The organism is Bacteroidetes bacterium SB0662_bin_6 (assembly GCA_009839485.1).
GTDB lineage: Bacteria > Bacteroidota > Rhodothermia > Rhodothermales > VXPQ01 > VXPQ01.
Map to the genome: position 1 here is coordinate 44,661 of VXPQ01000032.1, position 26,517 is coordinate 71,177.

A 26,517-nucleotide genomic window follows, 5' to 3' on the forward strand; every position below is an offset into this window, starting at 1 on the left:
CGCAACCGTATTTTATGCGATGAGCGGCGCAATTACCAGTGCCACTACCGCAATCAATTTAATCAGAATATTCAAACTGGGCCCACTCGTATCCTTAAGCGGATCGCCGACCGTATCTCCTACTACCGAAGCCTTGTGGGCGTCGCTGCCCTTTCCGTACATGGTCCCACTGATAGAAATGTTCCCTTCGATCAACTTCTTGGCGTTATCCCAGGCGCCGCCCGCATTGGCCTGAAAAATAGCGAAAAGCACGCCGGAAACCAGTACGCCGGCCAGCAGCCCGCCCAGCATGCTTTTGTCGATGAACCCCACAATGACCGGCGCCGCGATAGCCAACAGACCCGGCGCAATCATTTCGCGAATGGCCGCCTTCGTGGAAATATCGACGCACCGGGTGTGGTCGGCCGGAACCGTACCTTCGCGCAGCCCGGCAATCTCCCGGAATTGTCGTCCTACCTCGACAATCATGTGACCGGCTGCACGGCCCACGGCACCCATCGCCATGGCGCTGAACACGTACGGTAACATGGCCCCGAGCAGCAATCCGGACAGGATGCGCGGATTGGCCACATCGATGTTGGGTACTTCCGCCTGCTGCAGGTACGCCGCGAAAAGAGCCAGCGCCGTCAGCGCAGCAGAACCGATAGCGAACCCCTTCCCGATCGCGGCCGTCGTGTTCCCGACCGCGTCGAGTTTATCGGTGCGCGCCCGGACCTCTTCCGGCAACCCCGCCATCTCCGCAATGCCGCCTGCATTGTCAGAGATAGGCCCGTATGCGTCGACCGCAAGCTGAATGCCGGTCACCGACAACATGCCCACCGCCGCAATGGCGATACCGTACAGCCCGGCAAAATGGTATGCCCCCAGGATCGCCATAGCCAGAATGACTGCCGGAAGACCCGTGGAAAACATACCCACTCCGAGACCGGCAATGATATTCGTGGCGGATCCGGTTACGCTTTGCCTGGCGATGCCACGCGCCGGGCGCCCCTGCGTGGATGTGTAGTACTCCGTGACAAGACCGATGGAAACCCCTGTAAACAATCCGATCAATACGGTCCAGAACACGCCCAGCGAGGTGTATTCCACGCCCGCAGCCTCCCATTGCGCCGGCAACATACCCCGGATAATAAAATACGCCAGTACGGCCATAAGGCCTGCTGCCCCGAATCCACCGGTGTTGAGCGCTTTCTGAGGATTCCCTCCTTCTTTCACTTTGACCGCCAGCGAGGCGAGGATCGAAACGACCACGCCGACGCCCGCAAGCGCCAACGGCAGCGTAACGCCGCTGAGTTCCGCCACGCCGGCCTCTGCAAAGGGGCCGACGAACATGGCTCCCAGCACCATTGCCGCGATAATGGAGCCGACGAACGACTCGAAAAGATCGGCCCCCATACCGGCCACATCCCCTACATTATCTCCCACATTGTCCGCGATCGTGGCGGGATTGCGGGGGTCGTCCTCAGGGATGCCCTCGTACACCTTACCTGCCAGATCGGCGCCCACATCGGCGGCCTTCGTATAGACTCCGCCGCCCACGCGCGCAAACAGTGCAATGGAAGAAGCCCCCAGTGAAAAGCCGGAAATGACCTGGATAATCTTCGCAGCATCCCATCCAACGCCACTGTACACAAGAAAAAGCCCGCCCAGTCCCAGCACACCCAATCCCACCACGCACAAACCCATGACCAGGCCGCCCGAAAAAGCCACGTTGAGCGCAGGGGCCAGACCGGTCCGCGCCGCATTGGCCGTGCGGACGTTGGCGCGCGTCGCGACGGTCATCCCGATAAATCCGGCCAGGCCGGAAGCCAGCGCACCCGTCACGAACGAAACGGCAATGAGCCAGGATGTATCCGGCGCAGCCATGTTCACCACAGCCAGAAATACGGCCACCACTACTACAAAAACCGAAAGCACGCGGTACTCCCGGCGCAGAAACGCCCGGGCGCCATCCGCGATATACCCGGCGATCTCCACCATCTTCTCCGTACCCGTGCTCTGGCGACCGATCCAGCGTGTCCGCAGAAAAGCATAGGCCAGCGCCAGGAAGCCGGAGGCAAGCACAAGAAAAACAATCGTTTCGGCAGTCATCAGGTTACGTCTCTGTTGAATCGGTTCATGGCGATCGAAATGCCCTCGCACACGAACGCCTCTACAGCATCCCGAGCCCGGATCACGGCCTCGTCCATGGATAATCGCTCTCGGGGAGAAAACGGGGACAGTACATGTTGCACTTGTCCGCCTCGAGAAAAGTCGTTGCCGACGCCGATGCGAAGCCGTGGAAAATCGTGGTGGCCCAGGCGATCGACAATATCCTGCACCCCATTGTGTCCGCCGGCGCTTCCCGAAGCGCGCAGACGCAACCGGCCCGGCGCAAGGTTGATGTCGTCCACGATCACGAGCATTTGCCGGGGGGCCATGCGCCAGATACCAAGCAATGTACTAATGGCTTTGCCGCTGCGGTTCATGAAGGTCAGCGGCTTGGCGATTCCGACGGGATAGCTGCGAATACGCCCCCACCCCAGCAACACATTTCCGCGCCCATGCTCGAAGACCGCTCCGGCACGTTCCGCCACCGCATCGGCCACCTCGAACCCGATATTGTGCCGCGTCGCTTCATATTCCGCGCCCGGATTCCCAAGCCCGACGATGAGGCGCTTCGATTTTGACATGGCCGGCTACGACGATTAGGCATCGCCCTCTTCCGTCTCCTCTGCGGAATCGACCGCCTCATCTGCATCGGTCTCTTCCGCTTCCTCTTCAACCTCCTCAACTTCTTCTACCACGACGCGCGGCTGTACCACGGTAACGACGGTCTGTTCGGGACGCCCCTGAAAGGTAAGACCTTCCCATTCCAGATCACGGATATGAATAGCGTCTCCGATGGACAACTCCGAAATGTCCACCTCAATGTGCGAGGGGATGTCTCTGGGAAGACAGCGTACTTCCAATTCATGCGTAATGACCTGCACGTTGCCGCCTTCGCGCTGCCCGATGGGTGTCCCCTCGAAATGGACAGGGACCACGAGCGTCAACATTTCGCCCGTCTTGAGCGCCATGAAATCGGCATGAAGGGGACGATCCGTAACCGGATGCAATGCCGCATCCTTCAGAATGCATCGAAACGTTTTCCCGTCCAGCCGCACTTCCACAATGTGCGTCTCCGCCGTATAAACAAGCTTTTTCAGGTGCTCCTCAGCCAGCTGGAAAATCACGGGCTCCATATGATGCCCATACAACACGCACGGTACATTGCCCGCGCGGCGAACGGCGCGAGCCGCCGACTTGCCGACTGCGCGCTTTTCAACGTCAAACGTAAGAGTATCCATGATCTATGGAATACGATGAATCGTACAATGAATGCGAAAACCGCCCGCCTAATCCGCGAACAGCGTCGAAATGGAATCTTCCGTGTAAATGCGGCGAATAGCATCCGAAAACAACTCGGCGACACTGACGACATCGATGCGCTCCGAGGAACGCTTCAAGGGTATTGTATCCGTCACAACCACCTTGGATATTTCCGAGTTTTCTATCCGCTCATAGGCCGGTCCCGACAGCAGCGCATGCGTACAGGCCGCAACGATTTCCTTGCATCCCGCTTTGCGGAGCGCCCCGGCTGCCCTGGTCAGGGTCCCCGCCGTATCGCACATATCGTCAATAAGAATCACGTTTCGCCCGGCTACTTCACCGATAATGTTCACCACTTCGGCTTCGTTCTGTCGGGGACGCCGCTTGTCAATAACCGCAAGTTCGGCGTCGAGCCGCCTGGCGTACGACCGCGCCACCTTGATTGCGCCCACATCAGGAGCTACGACTACGACATTGTCGAGTTGCAATTTCCTGAAATAGCTGGTTAGAACACCGGATCCATATAAATGATCCACTGGCACATCGAAGAAACCCTGAATCTGCGGAGCATGCAAATCCATCGTAAGAATGCGATGAACACCGGCCGTTGCCAGCATATCCGCCATCAGCTTCGCGGCAATGGAAACACGGGGCTGATCCTTCCGATCCTGCCGCGCATAGCCGAAATAGGGCATGACTGCCGTGACCCGCTCCGCGGACGCCCGCTTTGCCGCGTCGATAAGCAGAAGCAACTCGAGCCAATGGTCCGCACCGGGCTGCGTGCTCTGGATAATGAAGAGATCCGAACCCCGTATGGATTCGCCATACCGCACGTAGATTTCCCCGTCTGCAAAATCCTTGATCGTCAGCTCGCCGAGTTGTTGTCCGTACGCGGCGGCGATTTTCTCCGCCAGCGGCGGATTCGAACGCCCGGAAAAAATGGAAATAGGGGTATCCCTGACAGATTTGTTCATAGTTAACGAATCAGCTTCAACCGGAAATGTTGTTCATTGTCTGCCGGATGCATCGTTGCCCGGGGAGGACTCGAACCTCCACATACGGCTCCAAAGGCCGCTGTCCTGCCATTAGACGACCGGGCAAGAAGTCGGAAACAAGGGAATGAAAATTATCGCGCACATGCGGCCTAATCAACGACCGCTGCCCACAGTGGTTTCTGCAACAGATGGACGAATTGGATCATATAACGGAATATGGGGTTCAGCAGTCGTGTTTTCGTCCTGTTTCTTCATTCCCACGGCATTGCATGCTCAGTCAGGCCGTTGAAGATTACATCAAGGCCATTTACCGGATCCGGCAAAGCGGGCAACCGGCGTCCACCAGTGACATTGCCCGGGCCCTGAACGTCTCCGCCGCATCCGTCACGAACATGGCCAAACGGCTGGCGCAACTCGGTCTGGCAGAGTACGAATCGTACCAAGGCGTCCGGCTCACGGAGACGGGAAACAAGGTCGCTCTTGAAATCATCCGCCACCACCGCTTGCTCGAACTGTATCTGCGCAATGTGATGGGTTATCCCTGGGACAAGGTGCACGAAGAGGCGGAGTTGCTCGAACATCATATTTCCGAAGAATTCGAGCGCAAGATCGATGAAATGCTGGGGCATCCGACCCACGATCCGCATGGAGATCCCATTCCAACGCGCGAAGGCGAAATAGCCGAACGCAACACGAATCCCCTCGCCGCTGTGGAGCCCGGAACCCATGTCACGATCGAACGCGTGTCCGACGAAGATCCCAAATTACTGGATCACCTCGAAAGCCTGGGGCTGTTGCCCGGCGCTGCGCTCGAAGTCATCGGGAAAGAGCCTTTCGAGGGACCCCTGAAGATCCGCCTATGCGATCGGGAGCATATTCTCGGATACCAGCTCGCCAACCATATTTTTGTGGACGTTTCGACCGAAAAGACCTGAAACGTTCATCCCGTCGCGTCTGCAAGCGCCTCCAGCACCACATCGTGCAAAAGCCCGTTCGTGGCCACAATACCCATGTTCCGCTCGAGTTGTGCACCGCACCGGAAATCAAGCGGGCGGCCTGCCATGTCCGTAACCATGCCGCCTGCCTCCTCCACAATGAGCGCGCCCGCAGCATGATCCCATATATTCTCGATATATCCCGAACGGGCAGTCAGACGGAGGTAAATATCCGCGTCCCCGCGGGCCAGTACGCCATATTTCGCCTGACTGTCTATACGGAGCGAGGCGGCTTCTACGCCCAAATGCGTCGCCACGGCAGCCACATCCCGGCGGGAGCCGTGATTTGATTCGAAAGGCTCGCAAAGCCGGGCTTGCGCGCCGGTGGCTACGGTACGCACCCGGATGGACTGCCAGACCGTATCCCCGGTGTCGTGAAGGGGAGCCTGAAACGCCCCTTCCCCCCGGTGCGCCGCAAACACGGCCCCCTTCTCATTACCCCCTTGCGCATCGCAGGGTAAATCGGGACAAGCCATGGCCGCCACGGTGATCCGCCCATCCATGATCAACGCCAGGGCCACAACATACTGATCGCACCGCAGAAATCCCTTCGTACCATCGATCGGATCCAGGGTCCAGAAACGTTCGGTGTATCCGGTCGCAGTGCCCCTGTCGATCCAGGCGCATACCGACTCGTGTGTTGCGCCGGGAAGCACCTGCGCCACCTCGGTGGTCACCTTGTCAAGCACGCTCTTGTTTTCCGGCAGGCGCAAGACAGCCGAATCCTCCTCGCCAATTACAGGGTCATGCGGAAACGCTTCCTGCAGCGCATGGCATACGACCGCCTGACTTCCAAAATCCGCAACCGTAACCGGAGAACGATCTTCTTTCCTGAGCGCGGATTGTCCCAGCGTTTTCTGAACGGACATGCAGACACGCGCCGCCCTGCGCACCGCATGGACGGCGACATCGAACTCTGCCTGGTATTTCATAGGGTTGGCTGGGTATCGCTTGCAGGATCCCCTGCAGAAACTGCTTCGAAAGGCGGAATGCAATCCATAAAATCGTCCGGGCGATCAGACGGCCAGCAGTAATGGCGCAATCCGTTGGTTACGGCAAGATAACGCGCCCCGACGACTCTGTTATATTTCGCGATCTGCTCAAACGCCGCGGATCCTATGCGAACCTCCGGCGCCTTGCATTCCACCATCAGGGACGGGATGCCCTGCCGATCATGCGCGACAATGTCGGCGCGACGGGACATGCCCTGGTATTCGAAGTGCATCTCAACGGCAATAAGAGCCGGCGGATAGCCGCAATCCCGGATGAGAAAATGCAAAAAATGCACGCGCACCCATTCCTCAGGAACAAGGCGCACATACTTTTGGCGTACGGGATCGAATACGTATCGGGAATCTTTTTCCGCCCCCGATCGGATGCGAAGAGGGCAGGCCGGCAGATTCAGCCGCGGAAAGCCATCTGCTCCGGTCAATCTTTCTGAATAACCGTTATGTCCGGCATGGTCTTGGGCCGGCGATAGAGCGACCCCTTCGAACCGTTGATGGAAACGTTTTGCTGAACCATATCCCAGTTTTTCTCAATCTCGGCTTCGTCCCCGTTGAACGGGGCCGAGCCGGTTCCGGACCGGCCAAAATCGAAAACGTAGAGGTTATTGGGAATTCCCAGAAGGACTTGTGTCGGCATCTGCATAACGCAACAGGAAAAACTTGTTGAGGCAAAACCGGAAAATGCACGGGGTGGACATAACACATTTTCCGGTAACAAACTAATGGTAGACCGCCTTTCCTGTAAAGTTTCCTTGAAGATGCGTTTTTTCGGAGATTATGTACGTACGGGGGCTATATCCGCCCAGGCCATTCATGTCGTCTCGCGCTCCACCCCCCTTATACCTGGTCGTGTTAGGGCCTGTTAGCACTATACAGCGATGCTCTGTTCCGTCAGGCACGGGGTCAATCAAGGCGTGAGGAGTGAAGTTTGGTGGTTCCAAATGAGCGACGAGCAACGAAGAGTGACCCCGTGACCGGCGGAACCCGAAGGGCGGGGCCTATTTTCCCGCCATGCGGCGTTGCCGCTCGCTTATGTGGCTGGCCACACTGCGCTTGCGCGCTCAGATCGGGTTCCTGATTTGAGCAACCCGGAATTTCAACTTTTTGTTGGGGGCAGATGTCGGAAACGGATTGATTCCGAGCTTGTAGTCTGCGGGCGCCACTTCCAGTTTCAGGTGGTACGCGATGAGCAGGACATTGACCGCCATCTGAAGTTCCACCCAGCGGCTTCCAAGACACATGTGCGTGCCGAGGCCATAGGGAGCGTAGGCGCCCGGCGTCGTATGCTCGGATCGCTCCGGCAGATAACGGTCTATGTCGAATTCCAGGGGGTCCTTGAACAATTCTTCGGAGTAGTGCGGCGCCGTCTGGCAAATCAATAACACCGTCTTGGCCGGTATCTGGTAGCCGTTCACGATGCACTCGTTCATAACCATTCTCAACTGCCAGGGAATCACCGGATGCACACGCAAGGACTCCATGTAGAGGCGGGCCGTGGCGTCGATGGCGTCGTGAGTGAAATCCTCCGGACCCGGCTCGCGCCCGTTCCCGAAAAGCGCCTCGGCTTCTTTACGGATCTTCTCGTGCAAATCCGGGTCGCGAATCATGGAGTAAACCGTAAAAGCAAGCCCGCTTCCGAGATATATACTGGCGACCATCGACGCAACGAACGGAAAAGTGAGGTCCGTTTCCGGCAGGAACTGCGGATCGCTCTTGTGCAGTCCGAGGATTGCATCCGCAAGATCCGGTGGCTTGCCCTTCCTCTGTCCCGGCGTGTGCGATGTGGTGATCGATTCCTGGAACTCCCGGACGCGCTTGCTGTACCGTTTCATTTTCGGTGTCCGCAACATGAATTTCGGCAAGGCGCCCTGCACCTGCGTCACCAGCGCCCGATGTTCATATTCAAGCAATTCGTCGACGTAATGGCTGCAATCCACCCCCATCGTGAGGTGCGAGATTTGACTGCTGATGTGATTCTGGAACTCCTTGGTGGCGCGGAGCACGTCGCCTTCGCTCCACCGACTCAGCGATTGCCGGCAGCGGTGGACCAACTCAGGTAACCGTCGTGCAAGCGCGGAACGGGAATAGGCGCTCTTCAACTCCTTACGCATCCTGTAGTGTTCAGCCCCATCCATCCCCGGCAGCGTTCGGGATGCGCCGAACGCGCTCTCCAGATCCTTGATGTAATCCTTCGAGCGAAGATAGAACCGCCCGTGTTTGTTCACCCACTGATTGGTATCCGGGCCCATCAGGGCGATTATGCGTGACTTACGCATCTTGAAGGGCAATTCGAGGACCGGCCCGTGGTTCCGGAAAATGCCGTACATCGCCTTGGGAATATTGCCCGAGCGAAAGTCACGCTGCCGCAGGATATCAATGTACCGGAGCTTCGGGATGGGTTTGGCCTGAATAACGCGGCGGGTCCTCGGTGTGGCGGTGCTGTCTCTCACCGCAGTCGCAACCGTCCGCCCTATCAGATCCAGCTTGGCGACAAGCTCGATGCGCTCGAGCCTGTCCTCGTAGTCTTCCGGCTCGAGCAACAGCTTGAAACCGTCGCACGTATGCATCAAGGCTATAAGAATGGCATCGCGCGGATCCGGAATGCTGTCGTCGTTCAGGATGACGCTCAAAATTCTCGCTTTGGCCTCCTGGCGAACCTTCAGATCCGAAGCAGGATAGGTGCCCGACCGGGAAACGGAGCGCGAAAGCCCCCAGAATCCCCCGCTCTCGTAGTCGAGAATTTTCCTCTCCACCAGACGATCGAGCGTGGCCGTAACGATTTCGTCGGAACGACCCGTGTTTCGCTCGATCCAGTACTGCGTGTCCTGGGTCTCCCCGGATTCGGCGATTTCCTTGAGCGTCGGGTCGAGCAGGTTGTCTCCCGTGGGGTGGGAATCAACCAGATACAGCGCCTTCAGGTCGGTGTCGATCCGATCCTCCAGTGCAAGATCGGCAAGTACGGCTCCCGCCATAACACAGGAGAAGTTCCAGCCTGGAACCATTTCCAGATACCCGCTCTGTTCGTCGAGCATCAGAAGAATCAGTTCTTCCGCAAGACGTATCGGAAACTGTACCGACGTACTCTCCATGCCAAACCTTGTCAAATGCCGGGTCGATAGGGACAGGACCAGAACTGCACAACGACCTGATGTCGCATCCGGAATGTAACCTATCGGTCATCGCATCGGTTTCAGCCTCCGTCTCATCACACCGGGAAACAGCCGCATTTACGCCTTCCTGAGACGCCAACCGTACATCAGGCGCCCGTAAAAATTGAACCACTTCCTCGCTTCCGCATCCTGAAACGGGTAATCCGCCCCGATCTGTCTCGCCGTAACCAGGCCGGACACGAAACAGGTCTCCTGACTGTTGATCAGCGTGTGCGCGCCGCAGTGCCACGTTCGCCTCCTGCCCTGAACATGGCGAAACAAATGGACCAGAAAGGCCACATGGCGCACATCGTGTACTATGTGCTGAAACCACCACTTCCTGATGATCTTGCCTTCGTCGATGCGGCTGATCGGATTGTAGGTCACCAGGCACGGCTTATCCGAGCGGCCCACCCAGGGCTGCTGATTGTGCATGATGTAGGTGATTTCGTAGTTGTCGGGTCGTACGCCGTACTGCGCGATGTGATTGCTCCGGGTGGAAAGTGCCCTGACGTCGTTGTCCGGTAGAATCGAGGCGTCCGAATGGACGACCGTATGGTTGTGCAGTTCGCTTTCGTAACGTATCGAAGACAGCAGGTAGCTCTCAAGAAACGTCGGTTCATCCAGCATCATCAGCGTTTGATTCGCATTGCACGCGAACACCACGTCATCGAACGTTTCCCGCTTACCGTCCCGGTCCTCTACGACGACCTCGGATTGGCGACGGTACACCTTCCGCACCGGCCGGTTAAGGTATATCTTGTCCTGAAAGGCGGCCGCCATCTTCTCATAGATGCGCCGCGTGCCCTGATCCCATGTTTGCATCGGCGTCGCGGTTTCGATATCGAAGAATTCCAGATACCGGCAAAACAGCGATGCAGGCATATCGAACACGTTCGTGGCCATCAGGAAGTTGACGAACATGGGCTTCAGGATCTTGTACCTGAAATCTCCGGAAAACCTGCCCAGGTTGAGCACCGCACCCATACTGACGTAATTGAGCGGGTTAAGCGCATTGAGTAATCTGGACCTGGTACGGTTCAGCCGCCCAAACCACTGTGCACGTCTCAGAAGCTTCTGGAATTTCTTGATCTCCGGTTGCAACTGCTTCCTGATATCGGAATCAAAATCGTGCGCATAGATGCCGCCGCGATACTTCACGCTGTAGCTGAATCGGGTATCGATCAACTCGATGCCGTGTTGCTGCATGAAGAGAAGGATATGATGGTATACCGAGGGAATGCACGCGGTGACGGAAATGTCGAATGGAATCGACGTGCCATCGTCCTGCGGCATATCGGCCGTAATGGCGTTGCCTCCGACCTGAGCCTGCGCTTCGAACACGCGGAAATCGAATCGATCGGGCTGCTTGTGCAATGCCCAGGCCGTCCCCAATCCCGACACGCCTGCGCCGATAATAGCAACCCTTCTGGGCGACGCGCCTCGCTCCGCTGACCGATCCTCTTCGGGTGGTCCGGATATGTTCATGTGATACCGTCCCGAAAGTTGTTACTCATGAGGATGTCCGCGCCTCATTTTGCTCCGCGCGCTCAGCGCTACGATCGGGTTGCCCGTCTTTACCGGAAGCCCGAGAATCCGGATAGAACTGTTTGCAATAGCGCCGATACCTGCCGATATCGCCGTCAGCCCGACACAGTCTGGGATAGGGTACGTACCGTTTTCGCCCCCAGATAATCACATCCTGCAACACATCGTGCTTTTGATAAGACAGAATGATGCTGTTCATTACCCTGGTGCGAAGACCCGGTGGAAGAAATCCCAGACCGACGATCGGACGTTTCGGTTTACGGATCTCGCGTATCTGACTGGCCAGGACCAGTTCGATATGCTTGCCGTCGACAGGAGTTGCGAGCACCCACAAACGCCCATGCATTTCAATGGATCGCTCGTGAATTTCCACGTACGAATATCCCAATCCGAAGATGCGCGCGACAGCGGAGACATCCAGAACGATATCCCTTATCCCCATAACATTCTGGGTGCGTCTGAATTCAAACTTGCTCGTCAGACAAGCGCCGTCGATGCTTACCGGTTCAACCATGCGCGTATTGCCATAACCATGCACGTACTGCAGATGCAGGAAGTCCACAGAGTTCTCGGTGGTTTCCTGGGGGTGTCCCGGAAATCGAAGGGTCCGAAACCCCACTTCGCCCCAGTCTGCCCCGGCCACAGGCTCCTCGGGAAGGCTCCATTGCGGCGGCCGGCCGTCTATTCCCCACCACCCGAATACCATGCCGAGGATTTCCCGCGTTTCGAATACCTTCAGCCGCGCGGCCCTGGGCGGCGGGGCAAAAGGAGTGGCGACACACTGGCCGCTTACATCGAACTCGAAGCCGTGAAACGGACAAACGAGACAACCGTCCCGTACCCGGCCACCGGCTTCGGGTCCCAGGTCGGACCCGAGGTGCGGACACACCGCCAGAGCCACGCAGATGCGGCCTGCGTCGTCGCACCACGCGACAATCTGTTCACCCAACCAGGTTTTTTCAATCAGTTTCGCTTTCAGTACGGATTGCCGGCTGGCAACGAAGTACCAACCCTCCGGAAACGGGGGAGGCGACGGGAGATTTTCTAACTCGACGCGTCTTGCTGGCATCTTAACGGTGATATTGCGAATTGGCGCGCAGATAGATGTCCATAATAGTCCGGATTTGCGCAAAAGGGAGGCTCAGGACGCGGGCTCCGCCCCCCGGCCGGCCAGGAGATACAACACGGCCATACGTACGGCAACGCCGTTGGTCACCTGATCCAGAATGACGGCCCGTTCGTGATCCACCACATCGCCCGCCAACTCCACACCCCGGTTCACAGGCCCCGGGTGCATGATGCGAAGATCGGGATGACGTTCCATATGTTCGAGGGTGATGCCGAACCGCTCATGGTATTCCCGCACCCCGGGGAAAAGCATCGCTCCCTGTCGTTCAAGTTGTACGCGCAGCGCCATCGCCACGTCGCAACCCTCCAGCGCTTCGTCCAGACGGTCCGTCACCCGCACACCCATTTCCTCGACACCCACCGGAGTCATCGTGGCGGGTGCGCACAGCGTTACGTGGGCGCCCAGCGCCCGCAATCCGTATATATTGGAACGGGCCACGCGGCTGTGCGCAATATCCCCGATAATAGAAACGTTTCGTCCTTCAAGAGACGGGTGGATATCCGTCAGCGTAAGCAGATCCAGCAAAGCCTGGGTAGGATGTTCATGGGCGCCGTCTCCGGCATTGATTACCACGGCGTCCACGCAGCGCGTCAGAAAAACAGGCGCGCCCGGCGACCGGTGCCGAATCACGACCATGTCCACCTTCATCGCCTCGATATTGCGGGCAGTGTCCTTGAGGGTTTCTCCCTTGGAGACCGACGAGCCGGAAACAGAGAAGTTGACCGTCTCCGCCGACAACCGTTTTTCGGCCAGTTCGAAGGAAATGCGCGTTCGCGTGGAAGGCTCGAAAAAAAGATTCACGACAGCCACGTCGCGCAATGTAGGGACGCGCCGAATAGGCCGATCCAGCACCGAGCGAAACTCCCGCGCCGTACGAAGAATAAGTTGTATTTCGTCTGCGTCGTACGTCGAAAGGCCAAGCAGATGCCGGTGTCTCAACGACTCCGGGGCAGACCGATCCTCCCGTGCTTCTTCGCGTGCGTGCATCAGTTATTCAAGGTTTCCACCAGCCATACTCCTTCCCGGTCGTCTATCTCGTTCAACCGTACACGTACCTCTTCCCCGGGTAAAGTGGGCACCTGCCGGCCCACAATGTCCGCGCATACGGGAAGCTCCCGAAGACCGCGGTCAACGATCACAAGAAACTGTACGGTGGCCGGACGCCCGATATCCATAAGCGCATCAAACGCCGCCCGGGCCGTTCGCCCGGTATACAATACATCATCCACCAGTACGATGCGGCGCTCCGTGATGTCGAACGGAATGTCCGTGGCGCGCACCACGGGCTGCTTGAGACGAAGTCGGAAATCGTCCCGATACATGGTGGCGTCGAGTACGCCGATCGGGACGGTCAGGGATTCGAAGTCCAAAATCTTGTCGCGGAGCCGCCGGGCCAGATACACACCGCGCGTCTGCATGCCTATCAAGCCGAAATGGCGGGAGGCGTCCTCCTCAGGATGCATCATCTCCACAATCTGGCGCGCCATCCGGTTCAGTGTCCGGTCCAGATCGTGTGCATCCATCAATTGTGCCTTGATGCGATCTCTTACCCCCATACCATATAAATTACGAGAAACGACACCTGTTTCCAATCCGTCTGACGTACCTTCGGTATAACGGCTGGTAAACCCACCCACTCATTCCATTTGTTTCCCACGATGCCCACCGTACAGGATACTACCCTGAAATACCTCGATCCGGTAGTCGTATCCCGCCTGAAGAACATGGAGCTCCGGGCGCGAATGATCGTCGAAGGATTTATTACGGGCATGCACAAGAGCCCGTATCATGGGTTCTCTGTAGAGTTCGCCGAACACCGGCCCTACATCGCCGGCGACGAGCCGCGATACGTGGACTGGAAGGTCTATGGGAAGACGGACCGGCACTACGTCAAACGGTTCGAAGAGGAAACCAACCTGCGGCACTATGTGGCGCTCGATACCTCCGCATCGATGCGCTACCGGGCGCAGGCGCCTCTTTCCAAAATGGAATACGGCGCATACCTCGCGGCCGCACTGCACTATATCATGGTCAAGCAGCGCGATGCCACCGGACTGATTACGTTTGACGAGGAGATCCGCACCATCATGTCCCCGAGAAGCACAACATCCTGGCTGCGACGACTCCTTGTCAGACTGCAACATACCGTGGACAATCCGGCGCCGGAAAAGCGCACAGGCGCCGCCGATGCACTCAGCAAGATCGCCGAACGCATCGCGCGGCGTTCCCTCGTCGTGGTCATCACCGATCTCTTCGAAAACATCGGGCGCCACGAAGACCTGCTCAAAGCGTTGCGTCACCTGCGTTACCGCGGACACGAAGCGCTCGTTTTTCATGTGCTCGAATCCGCTACCGAGCGCACGTTCGACTTTCCCGACGTGCCCATGATCTTTCGCGATATGGAAACCGGGGAGGAAATCTCCCTGCAACCGGCGCACATCCGCGAAAACTATCGGGAGGCTGCACAGTTCTTCGGAGACCGGTTTCGACGCCAGTGCCTCGAATACGACATCGATTTCGTGGAACTGAATACGGAACAATCGTACGATACAGCTCTGCTGGCCTATCTGAACAAGCGAAAGAAGCTCGTCTGAGCCATCTCCCATGCGCGAACGTATACAAAAATTAAATGACGAACTGTTCGAGAAGATTGTAGATATCCGGCGTACGCTGCACCGGAACCCGGAATTGGCATACTCGGAGCGGGAAACCGCGAAACTGATAGCGAACACCCTTGAGCCGCTCGGTTTCGAAGTACAAACCGGCGTGGCGCGCACCGGCATCGTCGCCACGCTGCATGGCGGGCGATCCGGTCCGGCTCTTGCGCTGCGGGCCGACATGGACGCCCTGCCCATCCAGGAAGAGAACACCTTCGAGTTTGCCTCCGGGAACGACGGGGTCATGCACGCCTGCGGCCACGATGCACACACAGCCTCGCTGCTTGGCACGGCAACCATCCTGCACAGACTGCGCGAGGAGCTTCCCGGCAGCATCCGCTTCCTGTTCCAGCCAAGCGAAGAAAAACTCCCGGGAGGCGCCCTTCCCATGATCGAGGAAGGCGTACTTGGCGATGCGTTCGGCCCGGCGCCCGGGGCAATATTCGGACAACATGTGCACCCCGGCCTCGACGCCGGCAAAATCGGAGTTCGATCCGGGAGGTATATGGCCTCAGCGGACGAAATGCATATCAGAGTCGAGGGAAAAGGCGGTCATGCCGCTACGCCCCACCTTCTGGATACCGACCCTACTCTTGTTGCCGCACACATCCTTGTGGCCCTGCAATCTGTCGTGAGCCGGTATTGTCCTCCTGATGTACCGAGTGTACTGACCATCGGACGATTCATAGCCGACGGCGCCACAAATGTGATTCCCTCCCAAGCCGTTCTCGAGGGTTCTTTCCGCTCGCTCGATGAAGATTGGCGTTTCGAGGCGCACGAACATATCCGCCGCATTGCGGAAACGACCGCGGAAGCACACGGCGCGCAGGTCAGCCTGGACATTTCCACAGGCTACCCGGTACTGCACAATGATCCCGAATCGGCGGAGTTTGTCCGGGATGCAGCGATCAGGTATGTGGGCGAGGACAACGTGGTCGATCTGGACGTGTGGTACGCCTCGGAGGATTTCGCCTGGTTTCTGCGGGAAGCGCCCGGGGCTTTTTACCGGTTCGGCACGCGGAACGAAGAAGAGAACATTGTGCATGGCCTCCATACGCCCCGGTTTACGATCGACGAAGAGGCCCTGCGCATGGCCCCGGGTTTTATGGCGTATCTGGCCACGGAATACCTGACAGCACAGGCAGCATAGAAAGCTCGCGCCCGGGGCGCGGGACCATGCGGAAAAGAAGCGAGGCCACAGTGGGGACGGCAGACCATCCGGTGGTGCAAACCGGAAAGTCGGACGGATCAGTAGGCCGCAGGAGCGTTTACGGCCTCGACGCGCGAGATTTGCGGTACGGAACGCTGAAGGGCCTGTTCAATACCGGCGCGCAGCGTCATGGCGCTCATGGGGCAGGTGCCGCAAGCACCGAGCAATTCCAGCTCCACCACCATATCCGACGTCACGTTCAGGAGACGCACGGACCCCCCGTCCGCCATCAGATAGGGCCGGATCATATCCAGCGCCTCTTCTATCCGGCCGCGGAGTTCATCGTCCGCGTCTCCAGCAGACTCATGCTGCCCCATGGGTTCGTTTTCTCCGGACATGTACGTTCCCCTGTGATCGATTAGGGCCTGTTAACACTAGGCTGATGTATTGCAAACTACGCTAAGCCGGTGCGGATCCCTTGTGCAGGATTTCCACTTTTTGCGTGGCGGCTTGCGTAGCGTTACGCAGGGTGACCTGGTGTACAACCCGGTCCGCAAGCGCTCCAAACAGTTTCGCAGGCACACTATCCGGCTCGGCAAATACGATGGGGGTCCCCTCATCGCCGGACTCCCGCAGCCGCTCCCGAATCGGTAGTTCGGCCAGTAAAGGTATGTCCAATTCCCTGCTGAGCGCTACGGCGCCTCCGCGCCCGAAAAGATAATATTTTTTGTCGGGCAATTCGGGCGGGGTGAACCAGGCCATATTCTCGACAAGGCCCAGCACGGGGACCTGCACGTTCTCGAACATGGCCACGCCTTTTCGGGCATCGGCGAGGGCAACAGGCTGCGGCGTCGATACAATCACCGCACCGGTGAGCGCAAGGCTTTGGACGATGGTAAGCTGAATATCTCCGGTACCCGGCGGCAGGTCCAGAATCATATAGTCCAGGTCTCCCCATGCACATTCTCCGAGAAACTGCCGTATGGCGTTCGTAACCATGGGACCTCGCCAGATAACGGCTTTTTCGGGATCCACCATCATGCCCATCGAAAGCAGTTTCACGCCGTGGCGCTCCACGGGCATGATCTTACGGTGCGCATTGACGCGAGGCTTTTCATCCCCGGCGCCGAACATAAGCGGTACGGAAGGCCCGTATATATCGGCATCCACGAGCCCTACCTCGTACCCTTTTTTACGGAGCGCGCCCGCCAGATTCACGGCGACCGTGCTCTTGCCCACACCCCCTTTTCCCGATGCTACAGCGATAAAATTGACCACCCCTTCGGGCTGTACGCTTTTTGCAGGTCCGCCGTCGTGCATATCGAGGGAAATCATCTCGAAATCGACGGTGATATCCACGGCGACCTCTTCGCGCGTTTCCTTGCGAATGGCTTCACGGCACAGAGAAGCCACGTTTTCAGCAAACGAAGCCGGCGGATCCTTCAGCAGAATCGTAAAAACCACCCGGTCATCCTTTACCACAAGGCCTTTCACCAGATTCAGGCGCAGGATATCCTTGCCGCGATCCGGTACCACGACAGTAGACAGGGCGCGCAATACCGCTTCAGGAGAGACAGGCATAAAGGCAATAAACAGGGATGGCCAACGTTTCTGTAACGCGGCGCCGAGATAGCGCCATACCGTGCGCTAATATCCGTCCGATTCGGCTGAGGTGCAACGCCTCTTCAGGCCACTGTTGCTCCCTCAACGCACCGGAAATGCTTTTCAGGCAACCCCCCCGGTAAACCCAAAGGATGCGGTTGCAACCTGACTGCATCCGCCCGCTACTCTGTCTCCTCCGGCGTACGCGATGCGAACACCCGGATCCCCCAGGCTTCAGGGTCATTGGGCGGACTGTCCTCGAAATCTCCGTAGGCATGCGAAAAATCGGTCATGAAATAGACCGTGTAGTCGCCCGGAGCCAGCGAAAGGGTCCCGACAAACATCCGGTTGCGATCATCGCCGCCGGCAGGAATCGTATTCTGCCAGGTCATTTCCCAAACGGTCTCCCCGGTCTCCGTGTTTTCGATCCAGCCGTAATCGTACTGCCCGCTCAGGGACACCTCGCCCACAGCCCGAATACGCAAGAACCCTTCCCCTTCGAAGGTAAACGGAGCCGAAAGGTGCTCCCTGTTACCAAGCCCGGTAAGATCGACAAGAGGAACGCCTGGCGCTCCCTCGCCGGGAAATGGCGCACGGCCCGCGGGCCGCGCGGGCGCCGCCAACGCAAAGACCGAATCTCCCTCCGAGTCCGGGACTTCAATGAATCCCTCCCTGTCCACCGTAAGCACCTCGATAGCGGATGAATTCATGTCCTCATCTACCTGGAACAGTGTGACGCCCCATCGTTCCGGATGGTCGGGTTCTCCATGCGACCACCCGTCGTACGAATGCGAATCGTCCGTTTGATAGGTCGCCGTGTATATGCCGGGCGGCAGATCCAGAAAAGCCAACTCGCGCCGGTTGTTGCGGCCGCCCGCAGGCAAAGAGCGCTCCGGCGTCATTTCCCATACGACCCGCTCGGAGGGTCCGGCGGTAATCGTTGCATAATCGTACCGGTCTTCGTCCCCCATTTCCCCCAGCGCATAGACGGCGATCCGGGCTGGCGCCCGTACGCGAAACCGCGCAATATGGCGTTCACTGTCCCCCACGCGATCGATCCGGATGAACGGTTCCTGTTCCTCCCAGGGATCGACCGGCTGCACGGCTTCCGGCATAGTGGTGAACAACGAAACACCCCACCCTGCCGGATCAAACGGGGGATTCCGCACCCAGTCCCCATAGTCCTGCCGCGGATCCGTCCGGAAAACCGCCCGGTACAGACCGGGCGACAGGGAAACGGTCCCGTCGAACAGGCGGTTGACCTCCCATCCCCCGGCGGGTACGGTATTCTCGCGACGCATGTCCCACACCCGTTCCCCACTGGACACATCTTCGATCCAGCCATAATCCATCCGCTCCTCGCCTATTTCGCCCACCGCATACACATGCACCTCCGCCGTCCGGGTCACCCCAAACAGGTGCTCGGCGGTTTCCCGCCCCTCCATGGGCGCCGAAGTCCAAAGCAGTTCTTTCTCCCCGGGAAGAAACAGAGGGGAAGCCGAATCGAGAAGCACAGGAGCGGCGAGCGCATCTCCCAATGGGCGCACAACCATCCGCCACTCGTCGGCGTCGTCGCGCCAGACATATCCATCGCCCACGGACAGATCGAACAGGCCATCCAGCAAGGATAATTCGAAAGAAGAACCATCCTCATTTCCGTACGAAGCGAAATACACGTCGTAGACGCCCGGCTGGAACGCTACGGTATCGGTAACGAGAGCCAGGGTGTTATCCCCTTTCCGCAAGGGCGCCGAATACATGCTCCAGACCACTGCACGGTCTTCCCGGCGCAAGACCCACCCATACGCAGCAAGGGAAATGCTGTCCGCCTGCTCTTCCGACTCGAACGACCCTGTGGCGTCGATCACAACGCGCACCGGCTGCTCGACGCGGAATGTTTCCTCCAGCAACAGACCGGGTTCAATGCCTGAATATACGACCAGACCATCCGGGGGAGGGGCAGGCTGCATGACACGCCACAGCACAAGCAGTGTCAACACTGCGAGCAACAGCAACTCAAACCGTATAATACCGGGTCGTTTCACGAGGCCTGGGCGCCTGGCGCAAATGAATGAGGAAATACTTTTGAAGGAAATGTACGCAATGGACGTAACGAACCGTTTATGTCTACGTATCAATTCATAACAAAGTTACCGGCTCCGGGGAAAGGGTATACCGCAGGACAAGAACCGTATGACGTATTTCCCGTATGAAAGGCGCCCTCTCACCCGGCATACCGCCTGTGGCCAATCATTTCGCAAATAGAATTCTCCAAAGCGGGCCGGGGTATATCGAAACCGCGCTGCGCAACCGGGGCCAACGGGTGGCGTGCATCGTCGCCGCGCTGATATGTTTCTTCCTGAGCGTAGCGTTCAATGCATTCGAGTGGTTGTCCGGCACACCCTGGCATGCCGCGGTCAATTTTTCCTATCAACTCGTCGTCATCGCGGGATTCATACTGGTCTGGTTTCTGCTGTCGTACTACCTGAAACAGCAACCGATCGGCCCCCTGAAAACGCTCTGGACCACCTTGCTGCTCGCGCTCGTCACGGCAGCTGCTATCTTGTTGATGGTGGGCATTACCGCCGCGGAAAATGTGGAAGGCAACCCTGCCGTGCTCGGCTTCGAATACGACACCGGCGTCCCGCTCACATTCGCCACGGTGGTCAAGATGCACGTAATCACTTCCCTGCGTGCGCTGCTTGCCTTTTATCTGCTACTTCGCTTTCAGGACCTGGTCCTGTTCAAGCGAACGAAGCAAAGCCAGCGGAACTGGTATCTGATGCTCATCTCCATGGGCATCTTTTCTCTCCTGTTCGTCCTGCAGGATCCTGCCGAAGATCCCGGGATAGTGCAGTACATCGCCCTCACGCTGGTCATAATCCTTATGCTCCTCAACGCGTTCCGTGTGTCGTGGATCGTGTTTCTGTCCTTCCGGGCCAAGGCGGCCGGCGTAGGGTTCTCGATCCTGCTCATTCTGTTATTGTTCGCCTCCTTGTCCTCAGGCGGGATTCTGCCGGCGCATTTCATGTACATACGCCATGCCAGCTACCCGCTGGATCAGTTCACGCTGGCCGCATTGACCTTTGGCCTGTTGTACTGTGTGACTTCATTTCTTTTCCTCATTTTCCACCTTCCCACGACAGGTGATTTCCGGCGCAAAGCCGGGGAAATCACTGCCATGTACTCACTGACGAATCTCGTCAATCAGGCATTCGATCCCGACAAACTACACCTCACTATTACAAAAACGCCTGTGGATACAGGCACGGCGCAGATGTCCTGGCTGGCCATTGCGGACGAGCGCAGCGGCTCGCTCCGCCCGCAAGTCGTGGCGGCATGGAAAACCACGACCGAGGATGTCGAAACCATGGTGGATGTGGCCGCGCTGTACGAAGAACTCGCTGCCCGGCGCGAGCCGGTGGTCCTCGACGAAGCCCCCACGGACCGTCGCATCCGGGGAAAACCGGGCGATCCGATCGGCACCATGCTTATGACGCCGCTGATTACGCGGGACAAGTTGCTGGGCGGTCTCTTCGTGGCGAAAGATGTCGTCCAGGGATTCGAGCAGGACGATGTCGAATCAATCAGCGTCTATGCCGCCCAGGCCGCGATTGCCCTGGACAATGCGCGCCTCTTCGAGGAACAACTTGAAAGGGAACGTCTCTCCCGCGAATTGGATATCGCCCGGGAGGTACAACAACGACTCCTGCCGCATGACCTGCCGAAAATGCAGGGACTGGCGGTGGCGGCTTCCAGTATTCCTGCGTATGAGGTGGGAGGTGATTACTACGACTTTCTGGAACTGGACGAAGCACGCCTTGCGTTCATCATTGCGGACGTGTCCGGGAAAGGCACTTCGGCGGCGTTCTATATGGCCGAATTACAGGGCATTTTCCGTTCCACCACGCGCATGGCGCCTTCACCGGCAGACTTTCTCGAACAGGCCAACCTTGCGCTTTCTTCCGCGCTCGAGCGCCACGTCTTCGTATCCGTGATCTATGGTGTAATCGATGTCCGTAAAGGAGAGTTGACACTGGCCCGCGCCGGGCATTGCCCCGCCATTCTTATTTCCCGGGAGGGTACGGAACGCCTGATTCGTCCGCAAGGACTCGGTCTTGGTCTGGACCGGGGCCGGCGTTTCCGGGATGTGCTCGAAGAAGAGCATATTTCACTCCAGCCCGGCGATATCATTACGGTATACACGGACGGCGTCGTCGAAAGCAGGAATAACCAGGGGACCGAATACGGGTACGAGCGGCTGCTCGAAGCCCTGAAAGTCCACCGGAAGAAAGAGGCATCGGCGCTGCATGAAGCACTCCTCGCGGACCTTCACGATTACCTCGGTCGTACCGAATACGATGACGACATGACTCTCGTGGTCCTGAAATGGGACGGCGCTAAAAACCACACGAAACGATCGGCAACATGAGCAATTTTTCGGTTGGATTCCGGGCAGAAGCACACATCCGCATCCTCGATCTGAAAGGCGAGCTGGATGCACATACCGTATCCGAACTGGAGGCGGCGCTGCAAAGGTGCCGGGAGGATAAAAACCACCATATCATCGTCAACGGCGAACACTTGCAGTATATCTCAAGTGCCGGCCTGGGCGTATTCATGGCCTATATCGAGGAAATGCGGGAGGCCGGCGGCGATATCAAAATTGCGGGGCTTCAAGCCAATGTCTTCAACATATTCGACCTGCTGGGCTTCCCCCTGCTGTTCGACATTGTCAAAGCAGAGGAAGAAGCTATCCGGAAATTCGATGCAGACCGCAAAGACGAGAACGATTCCTGACACGCGCTTGCATTGCGACGGCGGCAATTTTGCTTATGCCTGAATCCGCACATAGCCTCAGTATCCCCAGCGCCACGCAGCACCTCACCAAGGTACGCCGGTTTGTGGAGAAGCATGCCCACGAAGCGCACCTTGGAGAAGAAGCGATTGCGCATATAAAAATGGCTGTGGACGAGGCGTGCGCCAATATCATCGAACATGCCTACGACGACGCCCGGGAAAAAATTTCTGTGCTCGTGATGGTCGACAGCGAGCAATTTACGGTGTGCATCCGGGATCAGGGCCGATCCTTCCACCCGGAATCATGGTCGGAACCCAATCTTTTCCGGATTGCGGAGAGCAGACGCGGAGGCGGACTGGGCGTCCAGATCATGCGCAGCCTGATGGATCAGGTGGAATACACGACCTATGGAGACACGAACGAAGTGCGGTTGACGAAATTCCGAAGCAGGCAACCCGGCCGGAACGCCGGAAAAACAGCCTGATCGGTACAGAACGAGCCCCTGAAGCCTCTTTCACAATGTGCGAGTCCGTACGGAAAAAGACCCGATGACTTCGAAATGCGGACATATTGAAGCAGGGCATCGAGCGGGGATAATGTGCCTGATTATCCTGTGCGTTTCCTTTTGGGGACTGGCGTCCGGCCCTGTTCAGAACGCCCGGGGACAAACCCCCGAAATTATCGAACCTCTTGTAACAAGCGCATCTTCAGGTAAAGCCTTTGCGCTCAGTATGATCGCTCCCGGACTGGGCCACCGCTACATCCGCGGCGGAGATTGGGGCCGCTGGGGAACGGCTTTCGCGTTAACGGATGCCGGGTTGTGGGTAGGACTCCTGGGCACAAGCCGCCGGCGCAGCCACCTCGTCGAAAGTTATCGAACCCTGGCCACCCGCCACGCCGGCGTCGATCCGAGCGGAAAAGACCGAACGTTTTACCTGAACGCCGCGACGTACCGATCCTCGCAGGCGTTCACCGACGCACAGTTCCGAAACGGCGCCCTGGATCAGGTAACGTATGCCGCCGACCCCTCGTCTCAATGGCAATGGGATACGGAAGAGCACTTTCTCCGCTTCCGTGAACTTCGCGAGGACGCCGAATCGTTGCGGCGACGGCGCAGCGTGCTCATTGCCTCGCTGGCAGCCAACCGGTTGATCGCCGGCGTGGCTGCCTTGCGTGCTGCCGGACGGACCGGAAGATCCAACTTGCGCATTTCGCTGGGCCCTCCGCCCATCGAAGCCGATGCCCCTCTCGTGCGGCTGGGATACACATTCTGATCCGTTGCCGGAAGCGTGTCGTGTCCCGCACTTTTGCGAGACCCATATTCCGGGACGCTCAGGGGCGCCGGCGTAAAATATCCCGGACGGGTTTGCGTTGTATGCACGGTACTTCCGCAGCAAAACCGTACCATACCAACCCGACCAGCATCTCCTGCTCCGGGTCGATCCCGGCAATCTCAAAAAATTGCTCCGTCCGGGTGACCGGGCCAGTCGTCCACTTGACCCCGATGCCACGGGTCCAGAGATACAGTTGCACGTTTTGAAGAGCACAGCAACACGCTGCATAATCCTCGCGCTGCCGGATTTCATCGTCGGAACGCAGGCAGGTTACAATCACCCATCCCGGAATGCCAAGCCACCGTGCATACTTTGCGGCGCCGGCCTGCTCGCCCCGTGACTGTCCATACATATCCGCATTCAGGCGGGAAATTTTCCGGGCGGTTTCCGGGCCGATCAGATAGAACCGCCACGGCTCGGTAAGATGATGATTAGGCGCCCACCGCGCAAGATCGATCGCCGCCAGCATCTCCTCTTCCGGAGGCGCAGGAACCGGTTCGAAATGATGTATGGTGCGGCGATTCCGGATAGCGCCGGCCACCGCATCCGACTGTGCAACCGTGAATGTCATCATGTCAGAAAGCAGAAATTTTTAAAGAGGGCATAAAAACGCCCCCTGATCGAAACCGATCCGGCGGGAAACGGTAATCGGAACCGGGCGGCTTCCGGGGTGTAGCCTTCGCGCCGCCCGGCGGAGAAACGTTCGCGGGTCCTTAGCTCAGTTGGTTAGAGCGCTACGTTGACATCGTAGAGGTCGATGGTTCGAATCCGTCAGGACCCACAGTCAAAGCCTGTCGCCATACGGCGAATTACCCTGAATCATGCCCGCCGACCACATCGCCATCACGCTCCCCGACGGTTCCGTCCATGACCGCGAAACCGGGGTCACGGGATACGAACTCGCCGGCAGCATCTCGGCAGGCCTCGCCAGACAGGCACTGGCTGTACGAGTCAATGGAGAAGTATGGGATCTGACCCGGCCCATTGACCGGGATGCAGGCATCGAGATTCTGACCTGGAACGACCCGGAGGGTCAGTTGACCTTCCGGCATTCCACGGCGCACCTTATGGCCGAAGCACTCGAAAGCCTGTTCCCGGGGGTGAAATTCGGCATCGGACCGCCTATCGAACAGGGCTTCTACTATGATGTGGATACCGGCGACCACAAAATCGGCACGGAAGATCTGGAACGCATCGAGGAGCGGATGCGGGAATTGGCCGCACGCGACGCAGCGTACGAACGAAGGGACATCTCGAAGAAAGACGCGATCCAGTATTTCCGGGACAAGGGCGACGAATACAAGCTGGAACTGCTCGAAGACCTGGAGGACGGCACCATCACATTCTACCGGCAGGGCGACTTCGTCGATCTGTGCAGGGGGCCCCATATTCCCTCCACGGGCCGTATCAAATATGTCAAGCTGCTCCACATCGCCGGGGCCTACTGGCGCGGGGACGAACGACGCCCTCAACTGACGCGCATCTACGGCGTCAGCTTCCCGAAAAAGAGTATGCTCGACGAGCATCTCGAACGGCTTGCCCTTGCGGCGCAGCGTGACCACCGCAAGCTGGGCAGGGAACTGGGGCTTTTTACCTTCGACAGGCAGGTGGGCTCCGGGTTGCCGATGTGGCTGCCCCGAGGCGCGGTGCTGCGGGAAACGCTCATCGATTTTCTGAAAAAAGAGCAGCTCGCACGAGGGTATGAACCTGTGGTTACGCCGCACATCGGACGCCTCGAACTGTACAAAACGAGCGGGCATTATCCCTACTACCGGGAAAGTCAATTCCCGCCGATGCTGGACGAAAACGACACCGAAGAGGGGTTCCTGCTGAAACCCATGAACTGTCCGCATCACATCCGTATCTACGCAAACCGGCTGCACTCCTACCGGGATCTGCCGGTGCGCTATGCAGAGTTCGGCACCGTCTACCGGTACGAACAATCCGGTGAACTGGGTGGATTGACCCGTGTGCGCGGGTTCACACAGGACGATGCCCACATCTTCTGCACCGACGAACAGGTGAAGGACGAGTTCAAGAACGTGATCGACCTGACGCTGACCATATTGGGAGCACTGGAGTTCACCGATTTCACTGTGCAGATTTCCCTGCACGACCCGGCGGACCGCGAAAAATACCAGGGCGATGCCGCGCGTTGGGAAGAAGCCGAACGGGCTATACGCGAGGCGGTCCGGGAAACGGGGCTGGATGCGGTCGAAAAAGTCGGGGAGGCCGCCTTCTACGGCCCCAAGCTCGATTTCATGGTTCAGGACGCGCTGGGACGCGAATGGCAATTGGGCACGGTACAACTGGACTACAACCTGCCGGAACGGTTCGACCTTTCCTATATCGGGGCGGACGACAAAAAACACCGGCCGGCGATGATCCACCGGGCGCCGTTCGGTTCGCTGGAGCGATTCATCGGGGTGCTGATAGAACACTGCGGCGGTAACTTCCCGCTGTGGCTGGCGCCCGTGCAGGTCATGGTCATTCCGATTTCCGAAAATCAGCGCGAATACGCCGAGGAAGTCGCTGCACGACTGCGTGAACACGATATCCGCGTGGAGGTGGACCACCGCAACGAGAAAGCGGGGTACAAGATACGCAGCGCCGAGGTGAACAAAACACCCGTCATGCTCATCACCGGCGCACGCGAACAGGAAAAGGGCACGGTCTCGGTACGGCGGCATGGCCAGGGAGAACAGGATACCATATCCGTCGAGGATTGCGTAACGCGGATGGCGAACGAAATCGCCGAGGGGAAAAAGCGTTTATAGCAGCGCTTTTCCTGGCTCCTCT

At 58.2% G+C, this 26,517-nt stretch carries 24 protein-coding genes and 2 tRNA genes; 9 read left to right on the plus strand and 17 right to left on the minus strand.

What is annotated here, in order from left to right:
• Positions 1-12: 12 nt before the first annotated feature.
• From F4Y00_04955 to F4Y00_04975, 5 genes are all read right to left on the minus strand, one after another.
• Positions 13-2,091 (minus strand): sodium-translocating pyrophosphatase, encoded by a 2,079-nt coding sequence (locus F4Y00_04955; protein MYE04305.1) that lies wholly within the window; start codon positions 2,089-2,091, stop codon positions 13-15.
• Positions 2,091-2,672, minus strand: coding sequence for an aminoacyl-tRNA hydrolase (locus F4Y00_04960; protein ID MYE04306.1), 582 nt, complete (start codon positions 2,670-2,672; stop codon positions 2,091-2,093). The genes F4Y00_04955 and F4Y00_04960 overlap by 1 nt, the downstream gene beginning before the upstream one ends.
• A gap of 15 nt (positions 2,673-2,687) precedes the next feature.
• On the minus strand, positions 2,688-3,329 hold the full coding sequence (locus F4Y00_04965) for a 50S ribosomal protein L25 (protein MYE04307.1): 642 nt from the start codon (positions 3,327-3,329) through the stop codon (positions 2,688-2,690).
• A 48-nt stretch (positions 3,330-3,377) separates the two neighbouring features.
• Positions 3,378-4,325: a ribose-phosphate pyrophosphokinase gene (locus F4Y00_04970; protein MYE04308.1), complete on the minus strand. Its 948-nt coding sequence runs from the start codon at positions 4,323-4,325 to the stop codon at positions 3,378-3,380.
• 55 nt (positions 4,326-4,380) lie between these two features.
• A tRNA-Gln gene (locus tag F4Y00_04975) sits at positions 4,381-4,451 on the minus strand.
• Between the two features lie 164 nt (positions 4,452-4,615).
• Between F4Y00_04975 and F4Y00_04980 the strand changes: the two genes are divergently transcribed.
• Positions 4,616-5,281 (plus strand): metal-dependent transcriptional regulator, encoded by a 666-nt coding sequence (locus tag F4Y00_04980; GenBank protein ID MYE04309.1) that lies wholly within the window; start codon positions 4,616-4,618, stop codon positions 5,279-5,281.
• A 5-nt stretch (positions 5,282-5,286) separates the two neighbouring features.
• On the opposite strand, the gene F4Y00_04985 is transcribed toward F4Y00_04980, so the two are convergent.
• The 8 genes from F4Y00_04985 to pyrR all read right to left on the minus strand — a co-directional run bounded on the left by F4Y00_04985 (position 5,287) and on the right by pyrR (position 13,730).
• On the minus strand, positions 5,287-6,273 hold the full coding sequence (locus F4Y00_04985; protein MYE04310.1) for a 3'(2'),5'-bisphosphate nucleotidase: 987 nt from the start codon (positions 6,271-6,273) through the stop codon (positions 5,287-5,289).
• The gene (locus F4Y00_04990; protein MYE04311.1) at positions 6,270-6,746 is read right to left on the minus strand and encodes a type I restriction enzyme HsdR N-terminal domain-containing protein; all 477 of its coding nucleotides are present in this window, start codon (positions 6,744-6,746) and stop codon (positions 6,270-6,272) included. Before F4Y00_04990 ends, F4Y00_04985 begins: the two co-directional genes overlap by 4 nt.
• 23 nt (positions 6,747-6,769) lie before the next feature.
• On the minus strand, positions 6,770-6,985 hold the full coding sequence (locus tag F4Y00_04995; protein MYE04312.1) for a hypothetical protein: 216 nt from the start codon (positions 6,983-6,985) through the stop codon (positions 6,770-6,772).
• A 424-nt stretch (positions 6,986-7,409) separates the two neighbouring features.
• The gene (locus F4Y00_05000) at positions 7,410-9,437 is read right to left on the minus strand and encodes a cytochrome P450 (protein ID MYE04313.1); all 2,028 of its coding nucleotides are present in this window, start codon (positions 9,435-9,437) and stop codon (positions 7,410-7,412) included.
• A gap of 138 nt (positions 9,438-9,575) precedes the next feature.
• A complete protein-coding gene (locus F4Y00_05005; GenBank protein ID MYE04314.1) occupies positions 9,576-10,985 on the minus strand; it encodes an NAD(P)-binding protein in 1,410 nt (469 codons plus the stop codon).
• Positions 10,986-11,010: 25 nt separating this feature from the next.
• A complete protein-coding gene (locus tag F4Y00_05010) occupies positions 11,011-12,114 on the minus strand; it encodes a Rieske 2Fe-2S domain-containing protein (protein MYE04315.1) in 1,104 nt (367 codons plus the stop codon).
• A 72-nt stretch (positions 12,115-12,186) separates the two neighbouring features.
• Positions 12,187-13,161: an aspartate carbamoyltransferase catalytic subunit gene (locus F4Y00_05015; protein ID MYE04316.1), complete on the minus strand. Its 975-nt coding sequence runs from the start codon at positions 13,159-13,161 to the stop codon at positions 12,187-12,189.
• Positions 13,161-13,730 carry a bifunctional pyr operon transcriptional regulator/uracil phosphoribosyltransferase PyrR gene (pyrR, locus tag F4Y00_05020; protein MYE04317.1) on the minus strand — a complete coding sequence of 190 codons (570 nt, stop codon included), beginning with the start codon at positions 13,728-13,730 and terminating at the stop codon, positions 13,161-13,163. The genes F4Y00_05015 and pyrR overlap by 1 nt, the downstream gene beginning before the upstream one ends.
• Before the next feature lie 102 nt (positions 13,731-13,832).
• On the opposite strand from pyrR, the gene F4Y00_05025 reads away from it, so the two are divergent.
• Together F4Y00_05025 and F4Y00_05030 are read left to right on the plus strand one after the other, a co-directional pair.
• Positions 13,833-14,768, plus strand: coding sequence for a DUF58 domain-containing protein (locus tag F4Y00_05025; protein ID MYE04318.1), 936 nt, complete (start codon positions 13,833-13,835; stop codon positions 14,766-14,768).
• A 10-nt stretch (positions 14,769-14,778) separates the two neighbouring features.
• Positions 14,779-15,981 (plus strand): amidohydrolase, encoded by a 1,203-nt coding sequence (locus F4Y00_05030; protein ID MYE04319.1) that lies wholly within the window; start codon positions 14,779-14,781, stop codon positions 15,979-15,981.
• A gap of 98 nt (positions 15,982-16,079) precedes the next feature.
• Here the strand turns inward: F4Y00_05030 and F4Y00_05035 are convergent, their stop codons facing one another.
• The 3 genes from F4Y00_05035 to F4Y00_05045 all read right to left on the minus strand — a co-directional run bounded on the left by F4Y00_05035 (position 16,080) and on the right by F4Y00_05045 (position 19,628).
• On the minus strand, positions 16,080-16,379 hold the full coding sequence (locus F4Y00_05035; protein ID MYE04320.1) for a NifU family protein: 300 nt from the start codon (positions 16,377-16,379) through the stop codon (positions 16,080-16,082).
• A 61-nt stretch (positions 16,380-16,440) separates the two neighbouring features.
• A complete protein-coding gene (locus F4Y00_05040; protein MYE04321.1) occupies positions 16,441-17,562 on the minus strand; it encodes an Mrp/NBP35 family ATP-binding protein in 1,122 nt (373 codons plus the stop codon).
• Positions 17,563-17,765: 203 nt separating this feature from the next.
• Entirely contained in the window at positions 17,766-19,628 is a 1,863-nt protein-coding gene (locus F4Y00_05045; GenBank protein ID MYE04322.1) for a hypothetical protein, read from the minus strand.
• A gap of 164 nt (positions 19,629-19,792) precedes the next feature.
• Here F4Y00_05045 and F4Y00_05050 point away from each other — a divergent pair, with 164 nt between their 5' ends.
• The 4 genes from F4Y00_05050 to F4Y00_05065 all read left to right on the plus strand — a co-directional run bounded on the left by F4Y00_05050 (position 19,793) and on the right by F4Y00_05065 (position 23,658).
• Positions 19,793-22,015, plus strand: coding sequence for a SpoIIE family protein phosphatase (locus F4Y00_05050; protein ID MYE04323.1), 2,223 nt, complete (start codon positions 19,793-19,795; stop codon positions 22,013-22,015).
• Positions 22,012-22,383 (plus strand): STAS domain-containing protein, encoded by a 372-nt coding sequence (locus tag F4Y00_05055; protein ID MYE04324.1) that lies wholly within the window; start codon positions 22,012-22,014, stop codon positions 22,381-22,383. The genes F4Y00_05050 and F4Y00_05055 overlap by 4 nt, the downstream gene beginning before the upstream one ends.
• A 35-nt stretch (positions 22,384-22,418) precedes the next feature.
• The gene (locus F4Y00_05060; GenBank protein MYE04325.1) at positions 22,419-22,868 is read left to right on the plus strand and encodes an ATP-binding protein; all 450 of its coding nucleotides are present in this window, start codon (positions 22,419-22,421) and stop codon (positions 22,866-22,868) included.
• A gap of 112 nt (positions 22,869-22,980) precedes the next feature.
• The gene (locus tag F4Y00_05065) at positions 22,981-23,658 is read left to right on the plus strand and encodes a hypothetical protein (GenBank protein MYE04326.1); all 678 of its coding nucleotides are present in this window, start codon (positions 22,981-22,983) and stop codon (positions 23,656-23,658) included.
• A gap of 58 nt (positions 23,659-23,716) precedes the next feature.
• Here F4Y00_05065 and F4Y00_05070 read toward each other — a convergent pair whose 3' ends face one another.
• A complete protein-coding gene (locus tag F4Y00_05070; protein ID MYE04327.1) occupies positions 23,717-24,289 on the minus strand; it encodes a nitroreductase in 573 nt (190 codons plus the stop codon).
• Between the two features lie 136 nt (positions 24,290-24,425).
• On the opposite strand from F4Y00_05070, the gene F4Y00_05075 reads away from it, so the two are divergent.
• Positions 24,426-24,499 (plus strand) — tRNA-Val (locus F4Y00_05075).
• Positions 24,500-24,539: 40 nt separating this feature from the next.
• Positions 24,540-26,495 carry a threonine--tRNA ligase gene (thrS, locus tag F4Y00_05080; GenBank protein MYE04328.1) on the plus strand — a complete coding sequence of 652 codons (1,956 nt, stop codon included), beginning with the start codon at positions 24,540-24,542 and terminating at the stop codon, positions 26,493-26,495.
• Positions 26,496-26,517: the final 22 nt, after the last annotated feature.

Bases quoted from the DNA above. Each gene is read 5' to 3' on its own strand.
- F4Y00_05000 (MYE04313.1), bottom strand. From the start codon at position 9,437: ATGGAGAGTACGTCGGTACAGTTTCCGATACGTCTTGCGGAAGAACTG.
- F4Y00_05040 (MYE04321.1), bottom strand. From the start codon at position 17,562: ATGCCTGTCTCTCCTGAAGCGGTATTGCGCGCCCTGTCTACTGTCGTG.
- F4Y00_04985 (MYE04310.1), bottom strand. From the start codon at position 6,273: ATGAAATACCAGGCAGAGTTCGATGTCGCCGTCCATGCGGTGCGCAGG.
- F4Y00_05030 (MYE04319.1), top strand. From the start codon at position 14,779: ATGCGCGAACGTATACAAAAATTAAATGACGAACTGTTCGAGAAGATT.
- F4Y00_04970 (MYE04308.1), bottom strand. From the start codon at position 4,325: ATGAACAAATCTGTCAGGGATACCCCTATTTCCATTTTTTCCGGGCGT.
- thrS (MYE04328.1), top strand. From the start codon at position 24,540: ATGCCCGCCGACCACATCGCCATCACGCTCCCCGACGGTTCCGTCCAT.
- F4Y00_05065 (MYE04326.1), top strand. From the start codon at position 22,981: ATGTGCCTGATTATCCTGTGCGTTTCCTTTTGGGGACTGGCGTCCGGC.
- F4Y00_05005 (MYE04314.1), bottom strand. From the start codon at position 10,985: ATGAACATATCCGGACCACCCGAAGAGGATCGGTCAGCGGAGCGAGGC.
- F4Y00_04965 (MYE04307.1), bottom strand. From the start codon at position 3,329: ATGGATACTCTTACGTTTGACGTTGAAAAGCGCGCAGTCGGCAAGTCG.
- F4Y00_05060 (MYE04325.1), top strand. From the start codon at position 22,419: ATGCCTGAATCCGCACATAGCCTCAGTATCCCCAGCGCCACGCAGCAC.
- F4Y00_04995 (MYE04312.1), bottom strand. From the start codon at position 6,985: ATGCCGACACAAGTCCTTCTGGGAATTCCCAATAACCTCTACGTTTTC.
- F4Y00_05025 (MYE04318.1), top strand. From the start codon at position 13,833: ATGCCCACCGTACAGGATACTACCCTGAAATACCTCGATCCGGTAGTC.
- pyrR (MYE04317.1), bottom strand. From the start codon at position 13,730: ATGGGGGTAAGAGATCGCATCAAGGCACAATTGATGGATGCACACGAT.
- F4Y00_04980 (MYE04309.1), top strand. From the start codon at position 4,616: ATGCTCAGTCAGGCCGTTGAAGATTACATCAAGGCCATTTACCGGATC.
- F4Y00_05050 (MYE04323.1), top strand. From the start codon at position 19,793: ATGAAAGGCGCCCTCTCACCCGGCATACCGCCTGTGGCCAATCATTTC.
- F4Y00_05015 (MYE04316.1), bottom strand. From the start codon at position 13,161: ATGCACGCACGCGAAGAAGCACGGGAGGATCGGTCTGCCCCGGAGTCG.
- F4Y00_05070 (MYE04327.1), bottom strand. From the start codon at position 24,289: ATGACATTCACGGTTGCACAGTCGGATGCGGTGGCCGGCGCTATCCGG.
- F4Y00_05010 (MYE04315.1), bottom strand. From the start codon at position 12,114: ATGCCAGCAAGACGCGTCGAGTTAGAAAATCTCCCGTCGCCTCCCCCG.
- F4Y00_05055 (MYE04324.1), top strand. From the start codon at position 22,012: ATGAGCAATTTTTCGGTTGGATTCCGGGCAGAAGCACACATCCGCATC.
- F4Y00_04955 (MYE04305.1), bottom strand. From the start codon at position 2,091: ATGACTGCCGAAACGATTGTTTTTCTTGTGCTTGCCTCCGGCTTCCTG.
- F4Y00_04960 (MYE04306.1), bottom strand. From the start codon at position 2,672: ATGTCAAAATCGAAGCGCCTCATCGTCGGGCTTGGGAATCCGGGCGCG.
- F4Y00_05035 (MYE04320.1), bottom strand. From the start codon at position 16,379: ATGTCCGGAGAAAACGAACCCATGGGGCAGCATGAGTCTGCTGGAGAC.